The sequence below is a fragment of the Delftia sp. genome, from assembly GCF_059499305.1.
On sequence record NZ_JCABYI010000022.1, the window covers coordinates 1 to 18,770 of the forward strand.

15 protein-coding genes are annotated in these 18,770 nt (G+C 66.4%); 2 read left to right on the forward strand and 13 right to left on the reverse strand.

The features are described 5' to 3' along the window. Positions 1 to 205: 205 nt before the first annotated feature. The 7 genes from gshB to AC5I49_RS12660 form a co-directional block, all read right to left on the reverse strand. The gene (gshB, locus tag AC5I49_RS12630; RefSeq protein ID WP_074921134.1) at positions 206 to 1,156 is read right to left on the reverse strand and encodes a glutathione synthase; all 951 of its coding nucleotides are present in this window, start codon (positions 1,154 to 1,156) and stop codon (positions 206 to 208) included. 79 nt (positions 1,157 to 1,235) lie between these two features. Continuing rightward, positions 1,236 to 2,417, reverse strand: a complete 1,182-nt coding sequence (locus tag AC5I49_RS12635) for a benzoate/H(+) symporter BenE family transporter (protein WP_017404050.1) — start codon at positions 2,415 to 2,417, stop codon at positions 1,236 to 1,238. 50 nt (positions 2,418 to 2,467) lie between these two features. Further along, the gene (locus AC5I49_RS12640) at positions 2,468 to 4,336 is read right to left on the reverse strand and encodes a potassium transporter Kup (RefSeq protein ID WP_026062036.1); all 1,869 of its coding nucleotides are present in this window, start codon (positions 4,334 to 4,336) and stop codon (positions 2,468 to 2,470) included. 97 nt (positions 4,337 to 4,433) lie between these two features. Then, a complete protein-coding gene (gene gshA, locus AC5I49_RS12645; protein ID WP_012207794.1) occupies positions 4,434 to 5,729 on the reverse strand; it encodes a glutamate--cysteine ligase in 1,296 nt (431 codons plus the stop codon). An 81-nt stretch (positions 5,730 to 5,810) separates the two neighbouring features. Then, a complete protein-coding gene (locus tag AC5I49_RS12650; protein ID WP_046238748.1) occupies positions 5,811 to 7,277 on the reverse strand; it encodes a TrkH family potassium uptake protein in 1,467 nt (488 codons plus the stop codon). A gap of 9 nt (positions 7,278 to 7,286) precedes the next feature. After that, positions 7,287 to 8,744 carry a Trk system potassium transporter TrkA gene (trkA, locus tag AC5I49_RS12655; protein WP_016454226.1) on the reverse strand — a complete coding sequence of 486 codons (1,458 nt, stop codon included), beginning with the start codon at positions 8,742 to 8,744 and terminating at the stop codon, positions 7,287 to 7,289. 59 nt (positions 8,745 to 8,803) lie between these two features. Continuing rightward, a complete protein-coding gene (locus tag AC5I49_RS12660; protein WP_016454225.1) occupies positions 8,804 to 10,084 on the reverse strand; it encodes a glutamate-5-semialdehyde dehydrogenase in 1,281 nt (426 codons plus the stop codon). Between the two features lie 178 nt (positions 10,085 to 10,262). Here AC5I49_RS12660 and AC5I49_RS12665 point away from each other — a divergent pair, with 178 nt between their 5' ends. Further along, positions 10,263 to 10,565 (forward strand): hypothetical protein, encoded by a 303-nt coding sequence (locus AC5I49_RS12665; protein WP_016454224.1) that lies wholly within the window; start codon positions 10,263 to 10,265, stop codon positions 10,563 to 10,565. Between the two features lie 10 nt (positions 10,566 to 10,575). On the opposite strand, the gene holA is transcribed toward AC5I49_RS12665, so the two are convergent. The 3 genes from holA to leuS form a co-directional block, all read right to left on the reverse strand. Further along, the gene (gene holA / locus AC5I49_RS12670) at positions 10,576 to 11,628 is read right to left on the reverse strand and encodes a DNA polymerase III subunit delta (protein WP_495789454.1); all 1,053 of its coding nucleotides are present in this window, start codon (positions 11,626 to 11,628) and stop codon (positions 10,576 to 10,578) included. A 5-nt stretch (positions 11,629 to 11,633) separates the two neighbouring features. Continuing rightward, the gene (locus AC5I49_RS12675; RefSeq protein WP_016447206.1) at positions 11,634 to 12,140 is read right to left on the reverse strand and encodes an LPS-assembly lipoprotein LptE; all 507 of its coding nucleotides are present in this window, start codon (positions 12,138 to 12,140) and stop codon (positions 11,634 to 11,636) included. A gap of 157 nt (positions 12,141 to 12,297) precedes the next feature. Beyond that, positions 12,298 to 15,033: a leucine--tRNA ligase gene (gene leuS / locus AC5I49_RS12680; RefSeq protein WP_495789455.1), complete on the reverse strand. Its 2,736-nt coding sequence runs from the start codon at positions 15,031 to 15,033 to the stop codon at positions 12,298 to 12,300. 351 nt (positions 15,034 to 15,384) lie between these two features. On the opposite strand from leuS, the gene AC5I49_RS12685 reads away from it, so the two are divergent. Next, complete coding sequence (locus tag AC5I49_RS12685; RefSeq protein WP_016447208.1) at positions 15,385 to 16,599, forward strand: mechanosensitive ion channel family protein; 1,215 nt, start codon at positions 15,385 to 15,387, stop codon at positions 16,597 to 16,599. Between the two features lie 51 nt (positions 16,600 to 16,650). On the opposite strand, the gene AC5I49_RS12690 is transcribed toward AC5I49_RS12685, so the two are convergent. The 3 genes from AC5I49_RS12690 to dapB are packed head-to-tail and all read right to left on the reverse strand — an operon-like array spanning position 16,651 to position 18,753. Continuing rightward, the gene (locus AC5I49_RS12690) at positions 16,651 to 17,130 is read right to left on the reverse strand and encodes an ExbD/TolR family protein (protein ID WP_016447209.1); all 480 of its coding nucleotides are present in this window, start codon (positions 17,128 to 17,130) and stop codon (positions 16,651 to 16,653) included. A 24-nt stretch (positions 17,131 to 17,154) separates the two neighbouring features. Then, the gene (locus tag AC5I49_RS12695) at positions 17,155 to 17,886 is read right to left on the reverse strand and encodes a MotA/TolQ/ExbB proton channel family protein (protein ID WP_495789456.1); all 732 of its coding nucleotides are present in this window, start codon (positions 17,884 to 17,886) and stop codon (positions 17,155 to 17,157) included. A gap of 30 nt (positions 17,887 to 17,916) precedes the next feature. Next, complete coding sequence (gene dapB, locus AC5I49_RS12700; RefSeq protein ID WP_016454221.1) at positions 17,917 to 18,753, reverse strand: 4-hydroxy-tetrahydrodipicolinate reductase; 837 nt, start codon at positions 18,751 to 18,753, stop codon at positions 17,917 to 17,919. Positions 18,754 to 18,770 lie beyond the last annotated feature (17 nt).

Genomic DNA, 18,770 nt, shown 5'->3' on the forward strand with positions numbered 1-18,770 from the left:
CGTTGCAATCAAATTTCTTCGATTTTTTCAACACCAGCGATCTGCATCGCTCTCTTCAGCAGAGCCTTGCATTGTAGCACGTTTTTTAACGGTCTTGCAAAACTCTGGAAGCTTCACTTTTCAGACATTTGCGTGTCATCGAGTGCAGGGGCGCAATTCTAGCACCAAAACTTGGCGGATGACTGGCGTCATCCGCCAAGTTTTTTCAAGCCGCCGCCAAGGCCTGTTCCAGAGCGTCGATGAAGAGGCTGGCCACGTCGCAGCCGGTCTGGTCATGGATCTCCTGGAAGCAGGTGGGGCTGGTCACATTGATCTCGGTGATGCACTGGCCGATGACATCGACACCGGCCAGCAGCAGTCCACGCTCCATGAGGAGGGGACCGATCTCTTCGGCCATGGCCTTGTCGTGCTGGCTCAGAGGCTGGGCCACGCCCTTGCCGCCCGCTGCCAGGTTGCCGCGCACTTCGTTGCCCTGGGGAATGCGTGCCAGGCAATAGGGAACAGGTTTGCCGCCGATGACGAGCACACGCTTGTCGCCCTCGGTGATCTCGGGCAGGAATTTCTGCACCATGACGCTGCTGGCACCGCCCTGGTTCAGGGTTTCGATGATGCTGCCCAGGTTGCGGCCGTCGGCGCCCACGCGGAAGATGCCCATGCCGCCCATGCCGTCCAGCGGCTTGAGGATGATGTCCTGATGCTCTTCATGGAAGGCGCGGATGTCCTGCGCGCTGCGCGTGACCAGGGTCGGGCCGATGAATTGCGGGAATTCGAGGATGGCCAGCTTTTCCGGATGGTCTCGCAACGCCCTGGGCTTGTTGAAGACCTTTGCGCCTTCGCGCTCGGCCTGTTCCAGCAGGTGCGTGGAGTAGAAGTATTCGGAATCGAAGGGCGGGTCCTTGCGCATGAGGATGGCGTCGAAGCCCGCCAGCTCCTCCAGGCCTTCCTTGGAGATTTCAAACCACTGCCGGGCATCTCCCGTGAGCTGGATGTGCCGCACCTGGGCGACGACCTTGCCGCCGCGCTGCCAGGAAAGCTGCCTGGGTTCGCAGGCCACGATGGAGTGGCCGCGCCGCTGCGCCTCGCGCATCATGGCGAAGGTGGTGTCCTTGTAGGTCTGGAACGATTCGAGCGGATCGGCGACGAAGAGGATTTGCATGGGTTGTGTGCAGAAGGCGGCGGCCCGTGCCTCGCCTGTATAGGAGGCGGAAGTGGGGTGCCCGGGCCTGGGCCGCGTATCAGTCAGCCCGTGCACGTCGGTAATGTTGCACAAATAGCGCCAGGCTGCCCGCGACCACGCCCCAAAACGCCGAGCCGACTCCGGCTATCACCACGCCGCTGAGCGTCACCAGAAAGGTGATCAACGCAGCCTCCCTGTGTTCCTCCCCCTTGAGAGCTGTCGCCAGGCCGCTGCCTATGGAGCCCAGCAGGGCCAGTCCCGCTATGCAGACCACCAGTTCCTTGGGGAAGGCGGTGAGCAGTCCCGTGACCACGGCGCCGAAGATGCCGATGACTATATAGAAGAGGCCACAGATCGCCGCCGCCGTGTAGCGGCGGGATTTGTCCTCATGGGCCTCGGGGCCCATGCAGATGGCAGCGGTGATGGCACTGAGGTTGAGCGCGTAGCCACCGAAGGGGGCCAGCACCAGGGTGGCGATGCCCGTCATGCTGATGATGCGGGAGATGGGCAGGTCGTAGCCGGTGGCACGGATGACGGCCACGCCGGGCAGGTTCTGCGAGGCCATGGTGACGACGAACAGGGGCAAGGCCAGGCTCACCAGGGCGGGCACCGAGAACTGCGGCATGGTGAAGACTGGCCAGGCAAGGCCTGCATGCACGGCGGACCATTGCATTTGCCCGTTGAGCGCCACCCAGGCGATGGAGGCCACCAGCGTGGCGATGACCGCATAGCGCGGTGCCAGGCGGCGCGACAGCAGATAGGTCAGCAGCATGACCAGCACCAGGGGCAGCGCATCCCTGGCGGCGGCAAAGGCCTGCATGCCGAAGTTGGCCAGTACGCCCGCCAGGAGGGCGGCAGCGATTTCCATGGGGATGCGGTTCATGACGCGCTCGAACCAGCCTGTGGCTCCCACCAGGATGATCAGCCCCGCGCTGATGATGAAGGCGCCAACGGCCTCGCCCATGGAAAAGCCCCCGGCAAGCCCTGCCGTGGCAAGGACGGCTGCGCCTGGCGTGGACCAGGCGACCATGACCGGCATGCGCAGTATCAGCGAGGGCAGCAGAGAGCACAGGCCCATGCCCAGTCCCAGCGCCCAGATCCAGGACGTGATCTGCTCGGGCGTGGCATGGAAGGCCTGGGCGGCCTGAAAGACCAGGGCCACCGAGCTGGTGAAGCCCACGAGCACGGCCACGAAGCCGGCTGCGAAGGCAGAGGGACTCAAGTCACGGAAAAAGCGCATCGCGCGATTCTGTCACCACAGCCGCCGACCGTGCGATGCGCTGGCGACGCCTACAGCTCGATCTTGGAGCCCAGCTCCACCACGGAGTTGCTGGGCAGGTGCAGGAAGTCGGAGACACGGCTGGCGTTGCGGTGCATCTGGGCGAACAGCTTTTCGCGCCAGGGCGCCATGCGGTGGCTGATGCGCGGGATGATGACATCGCGCGACAGGAAGTAGCTGGTCTCCATGGCGTCGAGCTGGCAACCCCGGGGACGCAGCAGGGACAGTGCCGCCGGCACGTCCGGTTCGTTCTTGAAGCCGTAGTTGATGATGACCTGCCAGCAGTCGCTGCCCAGCGCCTCGATCTCGGTGCGCTTGTCCAGGCCCACCCAGGGAATTTCATGGTTGCGCACCGTGACGAAGATGTTCTGGTTGTGCAGCACCTTGTTGTGCTTGAGGTTGTGCAGCAGGGCGTTGGGTACGGTGCCCGGTTCGCCGGACAGGAAGACGGCCGTGCCCGTCACGCGCGCCGGCGGATGGCGCCAGACCGATTCGAGGAAGCTCTTGAGGTCGATGGCATCGGCCTGCAGCTTTTCGTGCAGCAGCTCGCGGCCCTTGCGCCAGGTCATCATCAGCGAGAACACCGTGCCGCCGATCAGCAGCGGGAACCAGCCGCCGTCGAACAGCTTGAGCAGGTTGGACGAGAAGAAGGCCAGGTCCACCAGGAAAAAGAATCCGGTGGCCGCGATGCACAGGGCCAGCGGGTAGTTCCAGCGGTAGCGGATCACGAAGAAGGTCAGCGTGGTGGTGATCAGCATGTCCAGCGTGACCGCAATGCCGTAGGCGGCCGCCAGGTTGCCGCTGGAGCGGAACAGCACCACGGCCAGCGCAATCGCCACGAACAGGCTCCAGTTGACCAGGGGCATGTAGATCTGGCCGGTCTCGCGCACGCTGGTGTGGCGCACTTCCAGGCGCGGCAGATAGCCCAGCTGTATGACCTGGCGCGTGACGCTGAAGGCGCCCGTGATCAGGGCCTGCGAAGCGATGACCGTGGCCATGGTGGCCATCAGCACCAGGGGCAGCAGCGCCCAGGCCGGGGCCATCATGTAGAAGGGATTCTTGACGGCGGCCGGGTTGGCCAGCAGCAGCGCACCCTGGCCGAAGTAATTGAGCGTGAGGGCAGGCATGGCCACGGAGAACCAGGCCAGGCGGATGGGCTTCTTGCCGAAGTGGCCCAGGTCGGCATAGAGCGCCTCCGCCCCGGTCACGCACAGCACGACGGCGCCCAGGATGATGAAGCTGGTGCCGGGGTTGTCCCAGATGAAGCGCACCGCGAAGTGCGGGCTGATGGCCGCCAGGATTTCGGGATGGCCCGCGATCTGGTGCACGCCCAGCGCTGCGATGGTGGCAAACCAGACCAGGGTGATGGGGCCGAAAAACCGACCGATCCCCGCCGTGCCGTGCTTCTGGAACCAGAAAAGCAGGAAGAGGATCACCAGGGTGAGCGGGATCACGGCCTTGGTGAAGTGCGGAGAGACCACTTCCAGGCCTTCGACGGCCGAGAGCACGGAGATGGCCGGCGTGATCACGCCATCACCATAGAACAGCGAAGTGCCGAAGATGCCGATGAGCAGCAGCACGTTGCGCAGGCGGGGCTTGTCCTTGACGGTCTGCGAGGCCAGGGCCAGCATGGCGACCAGGCCGCCTTCGCCGTTGTTGTCGGCACGCAGCACCAGGACCACGTACTTGAGCGAGACGATGACCGTCAGGGTCCAGAACAGCAGCGACAGGACGCCGTAGATGTTCTCCTGGGTGAACGGCACATGGCCGGAGCCGAAGACCTCCTTGACCGAATACAGCACGCTGGTGCCGATATCGCCATAGACCACGCCGATGGCGCCCAGGGTGAGCGCGGCCAACGAAGATTTGGTTTTCTGCACAGGTCTATGCGCCATCCCGTGGGGAGATGGCTTCAGTCAATTGAAATGCCGGCATTGTCCGCTGTCCTGATGACGAGCGCATCGGACAGCACCCCGATCAGTCGTAGATTTCCGCGTTGGGGTTGGTCGCCTCCAGCTCATAGCTGGCCGCCAGCATGGCGACCCGGGCCACCACGCCATACATGTAGAAGCGGTTGGGCATGCTGGCACCCGGGCGCGCGCCGATCTGGGGCAGCTGGGTGCTGTGCTGGAAGGCCAGCGGCACGAAGCCGGCTCCGGGCGCGTTGAGGTTTTCGTCCACATCGCGCTCGGGGTGCATGCGGTAGAAGCCGCCGACCACGTAGCGGTCCATCATGTAGACCACGGGCTCGGCCACGGCGTTGTTCATGCGCTCCTGGGTGAGCACGCCTTCCTGGATGATCACGTCGTGCACGGTCTGGCCGTCCTTGATCATGCCCATCTTGTTGCGGCTCTTGCGCGGCAGCTCGGCCAGCTCCTTGGCATCGCGCACGGTCATCACGCCCATGCCATAGGTGCCGTTGTCGGCCTTGACGATGGCAAACGGCTTTTCCTTGATGCCGTACTCCTTGTACTTGCGGCGCACCTTGGCCAGCAGCACATCGACCTGTTCGGCCAGGCCTTCCATGCCCACGCCATTGGCGAAGTCGATGCCTTCGCTGCGCCCGAACAGCGGGTTGATCAGCCAGGGATCGATGCCCAGCAGCTTGCCGAAGCGCTTGGCCACTTCCTCATAGCTCTGGAAATGGCGGCTCTTGCGGCGCACGCTCCAGCCTGCATGCAGGGGCGGCAGCAGGTATTGCTCGTACAGCTCCTCGACGATGCCCGGGACGCCGGACGACAGGTCGTTGTTGAGCAAGATGGTGCAGGGATCGAAATCCTTGAGACCGATGCGGCGCTTGCTGCGGATCACCGGCTCCAGCGTCACCGTGTCGCCATGCGGCAGGGTGACGGTGGTGGTCTTCTTCACATCGGGGCTGATGGAGCCGATGCGCACGTTCAGACCGGCCATGTTGAAGATGCGCTTGAGCTGCACCACGTTGGCCAAGTAGTGCGTGTTGCGCGTGTGGTTCTCGGGAATGATGAGCAGATTGCGCGCTTCGGGGCAGATCTTCTCGATCGCCGCCATGGCCGCCTGTACGGCCAGCGGCAGCATTTCGTCGGTCAGGTTGTTCCAGCCCCCGGGGAAGAGGTTGGTGTCCACGGGTGCGAGCTTGAAACCGGCGTTGCGGATGTCCACCGAGCAATAGAAAGGCGGCGTGTGTTCCATCCATTCGAGCCGGAACCAGCGCTCGATCGCCGGCATGGAGTCGAGGATGCGCTGCTCAAGCTCGTTGATCGGGCCGGTCAGGGCCGTGATGAGATGTGGAACCATAAAGACCCTCTGGGTACGACGGTGGGGGGCAATTGTAGAGATTGGACCATGGTCTAGGTGTTTTCCCCAGTCTTTGCAGCGTCAGCGGCGCCAGAAAGCCGGCGAAAGCAAGGCCATGAAGCTGAGGATTTCCAGGCGTCCCAGCAGCATGGCCAGGGTGCAGACCCAGGTCTGGAATTCGGTGAGCACAGCATAGTTGGAGGACGGGCCCACCGCGCCCAGGCCCGGCCCCATGCAGTGCACGCTGGCCAGCACGGCGGAGAAGGCGGTCACCGGGTCCAGGTCGGTGAGCAGCAGCACCATGCTGAGTGTGATCACGGTGGCGCCATAGACCAGCATGAAGGCCAGCACCGAGAAGATCATGCGGTTGTCCACCACGCCGGTGCCCAGCCGCACGGGCTGCAAGGCGCGCGGATGCGCGAGCCGCGTGAGTTCACGCCGCGCCTGCTTGAGCAGGATGAGCATGCGCACCATCTTGATGCCGCCGCCCGTGGAGCCCGCACTGGTGGCCACACCCGACATCAGCAGCATGAGCACGGGCGCAAAGACGGGCCAGGTCAGGTAGTCCACCGTGGTGAAGCCGGTCGTCGTGGCCACCGAGACCACATGGAAGAGACCGTAGCGCAGGGCCTCCACGGGCCCGTACACGCCCTTGGCCCATAGCAGCAGCGCCACGATCAGCCCGCCTCCCAGCAGCACGGCCAGCGTGGCGCGCATTTCCGGATCGCGCCAGAAGCCGTCCCAGCGGCCCTTGCGCATGGCCACGAAGTACAGCGCGAAGTTGCAGCTGGCCAGCAGCATGAAGACCAGGGCAGTCAGTTCGATCAACGGCGAGTCGAAATACGCAAAGCTGGCGTCATGCGAGGACAGGCCACCGAGGCTGACGGTGGCGAACATGTGCATCAGCGCATCCAGCGGCGACATGCCTGCCGCCCAGAAGGCCAGCAGACAGGCCAGCGAGAACACGCCGTACACGCCCCACAGGCCCTTGGCGGTCTCGGTCACGCGCGGCGTCAGCTTGGTGTCCTTGATGGGGCCAGCGGCTTCGGCACGGAACAGCTGGGCGCCCCCCACGCCCAGCAGGGGCAGGATGGCCACGGCCAGGATCAGGATGCCCATGCCGCCCAACCATTGCAGGAAGGTGCGCCAGACATTGATGGACACGGGCAGCGCATCCAGCCCCGTGAGCACGGTGGCGCCGGTGGTCGTCAGGCCCGAGACGGCCTCGAAATAGGCATGGGTGAAGCTGATGCTCAGCCCCACATGGCCCATGCCCAGCACCAGAGGGAGCATGGCGCACAGCGGCAAAACCACCCAGACCAGGGTGACGAGGATGACGCCGTGGCGCGGCTGCAGCTCGCGCCGGAAGTGGTCCAGGCCTATCCACAGCGACAGCCCCGCAGCCGCCGTGATGCCGATGGCCCAGGGGTAGATGCGCCAGATGCCGTCGTCAGTGAACCAGGACACTGCAAAGGGCAGCAGCATGGACAGCGCAAACATGACCATGAGCATGCCAAGCACGCGCAGGACGGGTAACAGGTCGCGCATGGTGTCGGCTCAGAAGAAGGTGGCGCTGACGCGAAACAGGTTCTCCACGTCCCGTACCAGCCGCTTGTGGGGCAGGAAGAAGATCACGTGGTCGCCGCTCTCGATCACGGTGGTGCTGCGCGGGATGATGACCTCGGGCTCGGCACCGGCCGCGATTTCGTCGGCCGGCACGCCTTCGGGTATGCCGCGCACGATGAGGCCGATGTGGGCATCCTCGGGCACGCGCAGGTCCTCGACCTTGCGGCCGACCACGCGCGAGCTTTTGCGGTCGCCGCGCGCCACGATCTCCAGCGCCTCGGCCACGCCCCGGCGCAGGCTGTGCACGGCCTGCACGTCGCCGCGGCGCACATAGGCCAGCAGTTCGCCAAGCATGGCCTGGGCCGGCGACAGCGCAATGTCGATCTGCGTGCCGTGCATCAGGTCGGCGTAGGCACGCCGCGTGATCAGCGACAGCACGCGCCGCGCGCCCATGCGTTTGCCCAGCAGGCTGGCCATGATGTTGTTCTCATCGTCGTCGGTCAGGGCCAGGAACAGGTCCACGTCCTCCACGCTTTCATCGGCCAGCAGGTCCTCGTCGGTGGCATCGCCGTGCAGCACCAGCACCTCGGCCGGCAGCAGCGAGGCCAGGTCCTGGCAGCGCTGCTCGTCGGGCTCGATGATCTTGATGTGGAAGCGGCCCGGCACGCGCGACAGCTGCAGCGCCAGGCGCTGGCTGACCTGGTCACCGCCGGCGACCATGATGCGGTAGACCGGGCGCGAAGGCCGGCCGGCAGGCTGGTGGATGGCACGCAGCACCTCGGCCACATGCTCGCGCGCGGCCAGGATGAAGACCTCGTCGCCGGGCTCGATGCGCGTGTTGCCGTCGCAGCGGACGAAGCGGTCGGGCTCGTCCAGGAAACGCCGGTAGATGGCCACGATGCGCATGGCCAGCTCGGGCATGCAGTCGCGCAGCTCGCCGATGTGCTTGCCGACGGCGGGGGCGCCGTCGCGCGCGCGCACCGAGGCCAGTGCGGCCCGCCCGCCCGCGAAGGCACGCACCTGCATGGCTTCGGGAAACTCGATGAGCTTGCTGATGTAGTTGGTCAGCGATTCCTCGGGGCAGATGATGCGGTCGACGCCAAAGCCTTCCTTGCCCAGCAGCGCCTCGTCCTCGCCAAAGCCCGAGGAGCGCACGCGCGCGATGCGTGTGGGAATCTCGAACAGGACCTGGGCCAGCTTGCAGCACACAAGGTTGGTTTCGTCGAGCGCGGCGCAGGCGATCAGCAGGTCCGTGTCCTTGGCACCGGCCTCGGCCAGCACATGGGGATCGATGCCGCTGCCCACGACGCCACGCAGGTCGAAGCGCGACTCCAGCTCGCGCAGGCGCCGTGCGTCGGTGTCGATCACCGTGATGTCGTTGCGTTCGGACACCAGGCTTTCTGCCACGCTGTAGCCCACACGGCCGGCGCCAAGAATGATGATTTTCATGGATTCATTGCAGTGCTGCGGTGCCGGCGCGGGGCATTCCGGCGCGCAGCACGGCTCGGTCAGGTGCGGACTTCGCCTTCACCCAGCACCACGTATTTGAGCGAGGTCAGACCTTCGATGCCCACAGGACCGCGCGCATGGAACTTGTCGGTGCTGATGCCGATTTCCGCGCCCAGGCCGTACTCGAAGCCATCGGCAAAGCGCGTGCTGGCATTGACCATGACGCTGGCCGAGTCCACTTCGCGCAGAAAGCGCTGGGCGTGCATATGGTCGCGCGTCAGGATGGCGTCCGTGTGGTGGCTGGAGTAGCGGTTGATGTGGGCGATGGCCTCGTCCACGCCGGACACGATCTTGACGCTGATGATGGGCGCCAGGTATTCCTCGCTCCAGTCCTGCTCGGTGGCCTCGGCCAGTTGAGCGCCGGCCACAGACTTCAGGATGGCCAGCGATTCGGGGCAGCCGCGCATCTCCACGCCCTTGGCGGCGTAGATGGCGCCGATCTTCGGCAGGAATTCGGCGGCCACGCCGCGCGCCACCAGCAGGCTTTCACTGGCATTGCAGGGGCTGTACTTGTTGGTCTTGGCGTTGTCGGCCACCTTGACGGCCATGGCGATGTCGCAGGGATCATCGACATAGGTGTGGCAATTGCCGTCCAGGTGCTTGATGACGGGCACCTTGGCCTCGCGGCTGATGCGCTCGATCAGGCCCTTGCCGCCGCGCGGGATGATGACGTCCACGTAGTCGGGCATGGCGATGAGCTGGCCCACGGCCTCGCGGTCCGTGGTCTGCACCAGCTGCACGCCGTGCTCGGGCAGGCCGGCTTCGGCCAGCGCCCTGGCGACGAGGGCAGCCAGCGCCTTGTTGGAGTCGATGGCCTCGGAGCCGCCGCGCAGGATGCAGGCGTTGCCGCTCTTGATGCTGAGGCTGGCCGCCTCGATGGTCACGTTGGGGCGGCTTTCGTAGATCATGCCGAACACGCCGATCGGCACACGCATCTGGCCTACGCGGATGCCGCTGGGCATTTGCTTCATGCCGATGATCTCGCCGATCACATCGGCCATGGAGGCCAGCTGCTCACATCCCTGGGCACAGGTTTCCAGCACCTTGGGCGTCAGGCGCAGGCGGTCCACCATGGGAGCGGACAGGCCGTTGGCCACGGCGCGGTCGAGGTCACGGGCGTTGTCGGTCTGCAACGGCTCCACGTTCTCCCGCAGCAGGCGCGCCAGCGCCAGCAGGGCGCGGCTTTTGACGGCAGCCGAGGCTCGGGCCATCTGGGCGGAGGCCACTTTGGCCTGAACGCCCAGGTTGTGGGTGTATTCGACGATATTGAGCGCGTTCATTCCGAGATTCTCGCCGAGTTGCGCCCATTTGCGCACCGAGAGCGGGCATGCCCCGCGCCAACATGCGGCTGGGATGCGTCCTCGCAGGGCCACTAGAGGGCAAACCCCGCGTTCCGGCGGCCGGCAGGATGTCGCGGCCACCCTACACTGCTGCCCAGTACGCAGAGGTTTTCCCGCCATGTCCACCAGCCACGACACTCTTCTCGCCGCCCAGCAGCTCGCACAGTTGCGCGCGGGCTTCGCCCAACTGGCACAGCAGCAGCTGCCGGCCGCCGTGCTCGGGCAGCAGGCCAGGGCTTCCTCGGAGTTGCTGCAGGCCCTGCCGCCGCGCTACGGCGAAGTGCTGCTCAATCTGCTGGACCGATTGGAGTCCAGCGCGCTGTTCAGCGAGGAAAGCTGCTCCTTCAGCCAGAAGGACCTGCTGGACAACCTGGAGACCTGGGCCACCAAGGCCCAGGCGCAGCTGGAAAAGACGCGCTAGGAACGGTACGTCAGCCTTTGGCGCCGGCCTGGGCCAGGTCCATGGCCAGGCGGCGCAGGGCCTGCCAGCCGTCGCGGGGCCAGCCCTCGAAGGCCAGGCCCTTGACGATGCCGTCCACCGCGTGGGCCGATTGCAGCAGGCGCGCGGCCTGGACGTCGGTGATGCGCGGCAGCAGGCGCTCGAACAAACGCTCCTTGACGCCCCAGACGCGCTGGGCGCGCAGGGCCATGGGCAGGGGCTGACCTGCGGCCATGGCTTCCTTGACGCGGCAGATGGAGCGGATGTCCTCGGCCAGGGTCCAATGCACCAGCACCTCGGCCGTGCCCTCGGCCTGCAGGCCGTCGAGCATGCGCGAGACGCGCGCCAACTGGCCGGACAGCACGGCCTCGGACAGCTTGAACACGTCGTAGCGCGCCACATTGAGCACTGCCTGCTCCACCTGCGCCTGGCTCAGCTCGCCGGCGGGGTGCAGCAGGGCCAGTTTCTGGATCTCCTGGTGTGCGGCCAGCAGGTTGCCCTCGACGCGGTCGGCAAAGAACTGCAGCGTGCGCTGGCCTTCCTCGCCGGGTGCCACGCGCTGGCCCTGGGCTGCCAGGCGCTGGGCAATCCAGGCCGGCAGCTGGCCGCGCTCTATGGGATCGATCTGCAGCGTCATGCCCTGGGCTTCCAGCGCGCTGAACCAGGCGCCGGTCCTGGTGGCCTTGTCCAGGCGCGGCAGCATGACCAGGGTGAGCGTGCTGTCATTGCCGCGCGCCGCCTCGGCGATCTGCTGCAGCGCGGCGCCGCCGTCCTTGCCGGGCTTGCCCGAGGGAATGCGGATCTCGATGATCTGCCGATCGGCAAACAGCGACAGCGAGCCACCCGCCGCCAGCACGGCGCTCCAGTCGAAATGGGCGCCGGCCACGGTGTAGCTGCTGCGCTCGGTGTAGCCCGCGGCGCGCGCGGCGGCACGGATGGCGTCGGCAGCCTCCTGCTGCTGCAGCGGCTCGTCGCCGTGCAGCACGTAGAGCGAGCGCAATCCCTTGGCCAGATGGCCGCCGAGCTGGTTCAGGGCAAGCTGCATGGGGCTCAGGTCAGGCTCTTGACGGCCGACAGGCGGCGCAGCAACTGCTGGACGATGTCGGTACGCATGTCCTTGTAGAGCATGGCCTCCTCGGCCTCCTTGGACAGCGCATTGGTTTCGTTGTACGTCACGTCGCGCTGCTGCAGGATCTCGGTCTCGGGGATCGGCTCGTCTCCATTGGGCGTGCGCAGCTTGAAGCGCACGCGCAGGCGCAGCTGCAACTCGCGCACCTGGCCCAGCGCGTTCATGCCGACGATGACCCGCTCCTGCCGCTCGCTGATGATCTGGAAGATCGCATCCGCATCGTCGGGCGATGCCGGATCGCGCAGCACGGTCAGCTTGTCGCTGGCACTGGCCAGGTTGCGCGACAGCTCCCGCGCCACCGGAGAGCCCCGGCCCGCCTGGATGTAGAGCGAGCGGAACACGAAGGTCGGCACCCCCCGCAGGCGAAAGCCGCAGGCCCCCAGCAGCGGAGCCAGGGCCAGGGCGGTGAGCAGGGTACGTTTTTGCATATCAGTTCTCCAAGGCGCTTGCGCCACTCACAGCCCTTGCAACGGTCGCGCCCAAAGCGAGGGACACCGAGCAAGGGCCGCCCCGCAGCGAGGGTGTCGTCCCCCCCGCGAAGCGAGAGGGGGAAGGCGCGCAGCGCCTCAGGGGGCATGCCATGGCCTAGACCACGACGTTGACCAGGCGGCCCGGCACCACGATCACCTTCTTGGGCGCCGCGCCATTGGTGAACTTCTGGCATTCCTCGTTGGCCAGGGCAATGCGCTCGATCTCGGCCTTGTCGGCCGTCGAGGACACGAGGATGGCCCCGCGCAGCTTGCCATTGACCTGCAGCACCAGAGAGATCTCGTCCTGCACCAGGGCCAGGAGATCGACCTGGGGCCAGGGCGCGTCCAGCACATCGCCCAGGTGGGCGGCGTAGCCCAGTTCGCTCCACAGCACATGGGCCAGGTGGGGCGTTGCCGGGTAGAGCACGCGCAGCAGGATGCCGAAGCCTTCGATCAGCGCCACCTGGGCGCCCGCGTCGTCGTGGGACTTGAAGTCCTCCAGCGCGTTGATCATCTTCATGGCGCCCGAAACCACGGTGTTGTACTGCATGCGCTGGTAGTCGTACTCCACCTGCTTGAGCACGGTGTGGATCTCCAGGCGCAGGGCCTTGGCGGCCTTGCCGAATGCCACGTCGTCCAGCGACTTGGCGCCGGCCACGCTCTGCACGGCGCCGGCCATGTCCATCTGCGACAGTTTGGCGCCGAAGTTGTAGACGCGGCGCAGGAAGCGGTAGCTGCCTTCGACGGCGGCATCGTTCCACTCCAGCGTCAGCTCGGGCGGCGCGGTGAACATGGTGTACAGGCGCGCGGTGTCGGCGCCGTACTTCTCGATCAGCTCCTGCGGATCGATGCCGTTGTTCTTGGACTTGGACATGGTGCCCACGCCCTCGTAGTCGATATCCGTGCCCACGGGCAGCAGGCCGTCGGCGCTGTCCACCTCGGCCTTGAGCCTGGCGCCCACGATCTTGCCGGTCTCGTCGAACACATGCTCGACATCCTTGGGCCAGAAGTACTCCTTGGCACCCTTGGCCGTGCGGCGGCTGTAGATGTGGTTGAGCACCATGCCCTGGGTCAGCAGCTTGGTGAAGGGCTCATCGACCTTGACCAGGCCCAGGTCGCGCATGACCTTGGTCCAGAAGCGCGCGTACAGCAGGTGCAGGATGGCGTGCTCGATGCCGCCGATGTACTGGTCCATGCCGCTGCCGCCGGTGGCGGCATGCTGGTCCCGCATCCAGTAGTCCGTGCCCTTGCCCACCATCTGCTCGCTGTTCCTGGCGTCGCAATAGCGCATGAAGTACCAGGACGAGTCCACGAAGGTGTCCATGGTGTCGGTCTCGCGGCGCGCGCTCTTGCCGCAGCAGGGGCAGACCACGCCGGCGTGGAAGGCTTCGCTCTTGACCAGGGGGTTGCCCGAGCCATCGGGCACCAGGTCCTGGGGCAGGACCACGGGCAGGTCCTTGGCAGGCACGGGCTGGGCGCCGCAGTCCTCGCAGTGGATGATGGGAATCGGCGTGCCCCAGTAGCGCTGGCGGCTGACGCCCCAGTCGCGCAGGCGCCAGGTGGTTTTCTTCTCGCCAAGGCCCTTGGCGGCCAGCAGTTCGGCCACCTTGTCCACGGCAGCCCCATGGGGCAGGCCGTCGAGTTCGCCGGATTCGATGCAGACAGCGCGCTGCTTGTCGCCGTACCAGTCGGCCCATGCCTCGGTGCTGAAGGTCTCGCCCTCGACCGCGATGACCTGGCGGATGGCGATGCCGTACTTCTTCGCAAAGGCGAAGTCGCGCTCGTCATGCGCGGGCACGCCCATGACGGCGCCGTCGCCGTAGCTCATGAGCACGTAGTTGCCGACCCAGACCTCGACCTGGGCCCCCGTCAGCGGATGGGTGACGAACAGGCCCGTGGGCAGGCCTTCCTTTTCCTTGAGCGCGAGTTCGGCCTCGGTGGTGCCGCCCTTCTTGCATTCTTCGATGAAGGCCGCGAGCTTGGGCTGCGATGCCGCGGCATGCTGGGCCAGCGGGTGCTCGGGCGCCACGGCGCAGAAGGTCACGCCCATGATGGTGTCGGCACGCGTGGTGAACACGTACAGGCGGCCGTCCTGGATGGGCTGGCCGTCGGCGCCACGGATGTCGTGGGTGAAGGCGAAGCGCACGCCGGAGCTCTTGCCGATCCAGTTTTCCTGCATCAGGCGGACTTTTTCAGGCCAGCCGGTCAGCGTGGCCTTGTCGCCACCCACCTGGACATGGTCCAGCAGCTCCTGGGCGTAGTCGGTGATCTTCAGGTAGTAGCCGGGGATTTCGCGCTTTTCGACCGGCGCGCCCGTGCGCCAGCCGCGGCCGTCGATGACCTGCTCGTTGGCCAGCACGGTCTGGTCCACCGGGTCCCAGTTCACGACCTGGGTCTTGCGGTAGGCAATGCCCTTTTCCAGCATCTGCAGGAACAGCCACTGGTTCCACTTGTAGTAGTCGGGATCGCAGGTGGCCACTTCGCGGCTCCAGTCGATGGCCAGACCCATCGCCTGCATCTGCTTTTTCATGTAGGCGATGTTGTCGTAGGTCCACTGCGCAGGCGGCACCTTGTTCTTGAGCGCCGCGTTCTCGGCCGGCAGGCCGAAGGCATCCCAGCCCATGGGCATGAGGACGTTGTAGCCCTTCATGCGCAGCTGGCGCGCCAGCATGTCGTTGATGGTGTAGTTGCGCACATGGCCCATGTGCAACTTGCCGCTGGGGTAGGGCAGCATGGAGCAGGCGTAGAACTTGGGCTTGGCCTGGTCTTCGGTCACGCGGTAGGCGTCGCGGGCGGACCAGTGGTCTTGCGCTGCGCGCTCAACGTCGATGTGGTTGTATTTCTCTTGCATGGTGCTGCGGCCCCAAGGGCCGGACAAGGTGGCCGGACGAGCCGGATGGCCGGAATCAACCGACGATTTTAGGGCCCCGGCCCGCCGGTGCCGCAAGCAGCCCACAAGCCCGCAGGCGGTACTGCGCCATCGGCACCCGGTTGCCCGGCCGCCGCGCGGGGAAAAGCCGCGCTGCGTATGCTTGGCACCCTCTGTGGCAGTGCGCCGCAGACGTTCCGCCATCGCCAGCCCGGACTTGCGCAGGAACGGATACGGACATCCCGGGCATGCCGCCATCGCGCGGCAGGTTTTTCCGCGCCCTGGAGTTTTCTCTTGCTGAACTGGTCTTTGATTTCCGGCTGGGATCCCGTCATGCAGGCCCTGGCTGCGCTGTGCGCGCTGGTGCTGCTGGCCCGCTCCGCGGGTTTTGTCGTGCAATGGCTGCTGTTGCGCGTGCTGCCACGCATGCGCAGCACGCTGGTGGAGATGGAGTGGGCCCAGGTGCTGCTGCACGACAGCGTGCTGCAGCGGCTGGCCAAGGCCGTGCCTTCGCTGGTCATGCAGTCCGGCGTGCAGGCCATACCGCAGCTGCAGCCGCAGTGGGCCACCCTGATCCTGAATCTGGCCATCGCCTGCACCATCTACCACGTGGCCCGCGTGATCAGCGCCCTGCTCAATGCCATGAACGAGGCGCACGACCTCAAGGAAGAGCGCAAGGCCACGCAGGCGCACTCGATCAAGAGCTATGTGCAGCTGGGCAAGCTGCTGGTGTTCCTGATCGCCATCGTGCTCATCGTCGCCACCCTGGTGGACCGCTCGCCGCTGCTGCTGCTGTCCGGCCTGGGCGCGGCCTCGGCCGTGCTGATGCTGATCTTCAAGGACACCATCATGTCCTTCGTGGCCGGCGTGCAGCTGGGCTCCAACGACATGCTGCGCGTGGGCGACTGGATCGAGATGCCCCAGGTCGGCGCCGACGGCTTCGTGATCGACATCGCGCTGCACACGGTCAAGGTGCAGAACTGGGACAAGACCATCACCACCATTCCGACCTGGCGGCTGATGAGCGACAGCTACAAGAACTGGCGCGGCATGTTCGAGTCGGGCGGGCGCCGCATCCGCCGCTCGCTGCACATAGACGCCCACACCATCCGCCTGCTGACGGCAGAGCAGCGGCAGAAATTGTCATTGCTCGAGCCCCTCAAGGACTATTGGAGCAGTGATGGCGGCCTGCGCATGGCCGATGCGCCGGCGGGCAGCGAGATGGCAGCGCAGCATCTGAGCAATCTGGCCGCGTTCAAGGCCTATGCATACGCCTACCTGCTGCGCCATCCGCACATCCACAAGACACCGAACATGTTCCTGCTGGTGCGCACCATGGAGCCTTCTCCCATGGGGGTGCCGCTGGAGCTGTTTTGCTACACCAGCACCACGGTCTGGGTGGAGTACGAGGCCATACAGGGCGCGATCTTCGATCACCTGATCGGCATGCTGCCGCTGTTCGGGCTCAGTCTGTACCAGCGCTCCTCGGACCATGGCCAGCATCTGCGGCTGGCGGGCAACGAGCGCTGGCCCGAAGGACAGGACTAGGTTCGCGGGCGCAGGCCCGGCGGCGCTTGAGCGCTTGAGCGCCTGATCGCTTCAGCGCCCGGCGCCGGTGGGACCCAGGACGGCTGCGGGTTTTCCATCCTGGTTTCGCGCCGGCTCGGCCACGAAGCCTATGCGCGTCAGCCCTGCCGCGTGGGCCCAGCCCATGAGTTCGGCCACGCGGCCATAGGGCACGGCCTGGTCGGCACGCAGTTGCAGTTCTGCCTGGGGGTTGCGCGCGCCGAGCTGAGCGAGGCGCTCACGCAGCGCATCCGCCGTGGCGGGCTGGCCCTGCATCCAGAGCGCGCCCTTCGCATCGACCTCCAGCAGCAGCGCATCGTCCTCGCCCGCGGCGGCCATGGGCTGGGTGCCCTGGGCCTGGGGCAATTGCACGCGCAGCGAGGCGGCCAGCATGGGTGCCGCGAGGATGAAGATGACGACGAGCACCAGCATCACATCCACCAGCGGGGTGACGTTGATGGCGTGCATGGGCTGGGAGGAGCTTTCCTTGCCGCTCAGTCGTCCAAAGGCCATGTGCGCTCCTGGCGAGCCGCCCCGTCAGGGCGCTTCCATGGGGCCGGCCGGCAGGCCGGCGACGGCCATGCCGTCATCGTGCTGCGCCTGCTCGGCCGGCTGGGTGCCGAACATGGCCTGCAGGTCATGGGCAAAGCCTTCCAGCAGGGCCTCCATCTGGGCCGCAGCCCGGCCCAGCAGGTTGTAGGCCAGCACGGCCGGCAGGGCCACGGCCAGTCCGGCCGCCGTCATCACCAGGGCCTCGCCCACCGGGCCGGCCAGTTGTTCGATGCCGATCTGCCCGCTGCCCGCCAGCGTGGCCAGCGCGTGGTGAATGCCCCAGACGGTGCCCAGCAGGCCGACAAAAGGTGCCGTGGCGCCCACCGTGGCCAACAGGGTCTGGCCCCATTGCAGCTGGTGGCTGGCCGATTGCAGCGCCTGGCGAAGCTCCCGCGTCAGGCGGACGGAATGCGCCGCGCGTCCCGCAAGCGCCAGGCCGCTGCCCATGGGTGCCAGCGCCTGTGTCACGGCCTCGGCCATGGGTGCCACCAGTTGCTGGCGATCCCCCTCGCCCATGCGGGCCTGGCCCGAGGCCAGGTCCGGCGCGCTCCAGAAGGCCGCAATGGCCTGGGGAACGCGGCGCCGGCTGGCGGCCATGAACCAGACCTTCCAGACGATGACCACCCAGCTGGCCACCGACAGCGCCAGCAGCAGCAGCGCCGTGCCGCGCGCGACGGCATCGCCTTGCTGCCACCAGAGCCAGAGTGGACCGCTCATGGTCTTACCTTGCCCGTGCTGCGAGCCTCGTCACAGGCCCAATACGGCGTACATGTCGTACTGGCCGCTGGTCTTGTCCGCCAGGAAGCGCGCGGCACGCAGGCTGCCCTGGGCATAGCCGGCACGGCTGCTGGACTTGTGCGAGATCTCGATGCGCTCGCCCGTGCCCGCAAACAGCACCGTGTGGTCGCCGATGATGTCGCCACCGCGCACGGTGGCAAAGCCGATGGTGTTGTCCTCGCGCGCACCGGTGTGGCCGAAGCGCTCGTAGACGGCGCGGTCGGCCAGCTTCGTGCCCTGGGCTTCGGCGATGACCTCGCCCATCTTGAGGGCGGTGCCCGAAGGCGCATCCACCTTGTGGCGGTGGTGGGCCTCGACGATCTCGATGTCGTAGCCGCTGGACAGGGCCTTGGCCGCCATCTCCAGCAGCTTGAAGGTCACGTTCACGCCCACGCTCATGTTGGGCGACAGCACCACGGCCGTGCGCTGGGCGTACTCGGCGATGCGCGCCTTTTGCTCGTCGCTGAAGCCCGTGGTGCCGATGACCAGCCTGACGCCCAGTTCGGCGCAGATGGCCAGGTGCTCCAACGTGCCCTCGGGGCGCGTGAAGTCGATCAGGCAGTCGGCCTTGGACAGCGCGGCGCGCACATCGCTTTCGATGACGATGCCGCTGGCCAGGCCCAGGAAGGCCGAGGGATCGGTGCCCAGCGCAGGGCTGTCGGGACGGTCCAGCGCGGCGGTCAGCGCAAGGTCATCGCTTTGCGCGATGGCCTCGATCAGCATGCGGCCCATGCGGCCGGAGGCGCCGGCCACGGCCACGCGCAGGCGCTGGTTGTTGCTGGAGGAAGTGGCGGTCGTGGCGTTCATGTCGGGAAAGAGATGCA

Coding starts and splice junctions, on each gene's coding strand:
- gshB (WP_074921134.1), bottom strand. CDS start 1,156: ATGCAAATCCTCTTCGTCGCCGATCCGCTCGAATCGTTCCAGACCTAC.
- AC5I49_RS12635 (WP_017404050.1), bottom strand. CDS start 2,417: ATGCGCTTTTTCCGTGACTTGAGTCCCTCTGCCTTCGCAGCCGGCTTC.
- gshA (WP_012207794.1), bottom strand. CDS start 5,729: ATGGTTCCACATCTCATCACGGCCCTGACCGGCCCGATCAACGAGCTT.
- AC5I49_RS12650 (WP_046238748.1), bottom strand. CDS start 7,277: ATGCGCGACCTGTTACCCGTCCTGCGCGTGCTTGGCATGCTCATGGTC.
- trkA (WP_016454226.1), bottom strand. CDS start 8,744: ATGAAAATCATCATTCTTGGCGCCGGCCGTGTGGGCTACAGCGTGGCA.
- AC5I49_RS12660 (WP_016454225.1), bottom strand. CDS start 10,084: ATGAACGCGCTCAATATCGTCGAATACACCCACAACCTGGGCGTTCAG.
- AC5I49_RS12665 (WP_016454224.1), top strand. CDS start 10,263: ATGTCCACCAGCCACGACACTCTTCTCGCCGCCCAGCAGCTCGCACAG.
- holA (WP_495789454.1), bottom strand. CDS start 11,628: ATGCAGCTTGCCCTGAACCAGCTCGGCGGCCATCTGGCCAAGGGATTG.
- AC5I49_RS12675 (WP_016447206.1), bottom strand. CDS start 12,140: ATGCAAAAACGTACCCTGCTCACCGCCCTGGCCCTGGCTCCGCTGCTG.
- leuS (WP_495789455.1), bottom strand. CDS start 15,033: ATGCAAGAGAAATACAACCACATCGACGTTGAGCGCGCAGCGCAAGAC.
- AC5I49_RS12685 (WP_016447208.1), top strand. CDS start 15,385: ATGCAGGCCCTGGCTGCGCTGTGCGCGCTGGTGCTGCTGGCCCGCTCC.
- AC5I49_RS12690 (WP_016447209.1), bottom strand. CDS start 17,130: ATGGCCTTTGGACGACTGAGCGGCAAGGAAAGCTCCTCCCAGCCCATG.
- AC5I49_RS12695 (WP_495789456.1), bottom strand. CDS start 17,886: ATGAGCGGTCCACTCTGGCTCTGGTGGCAGCAAGGCGATGCCGTCGCG.
- dapB (WP_016454221.1), bottom strand. CDS start 18,753: ATGAACGCCACGACCGCCACTTCCTCCAGCAACAACCAGCGCCTGCGC.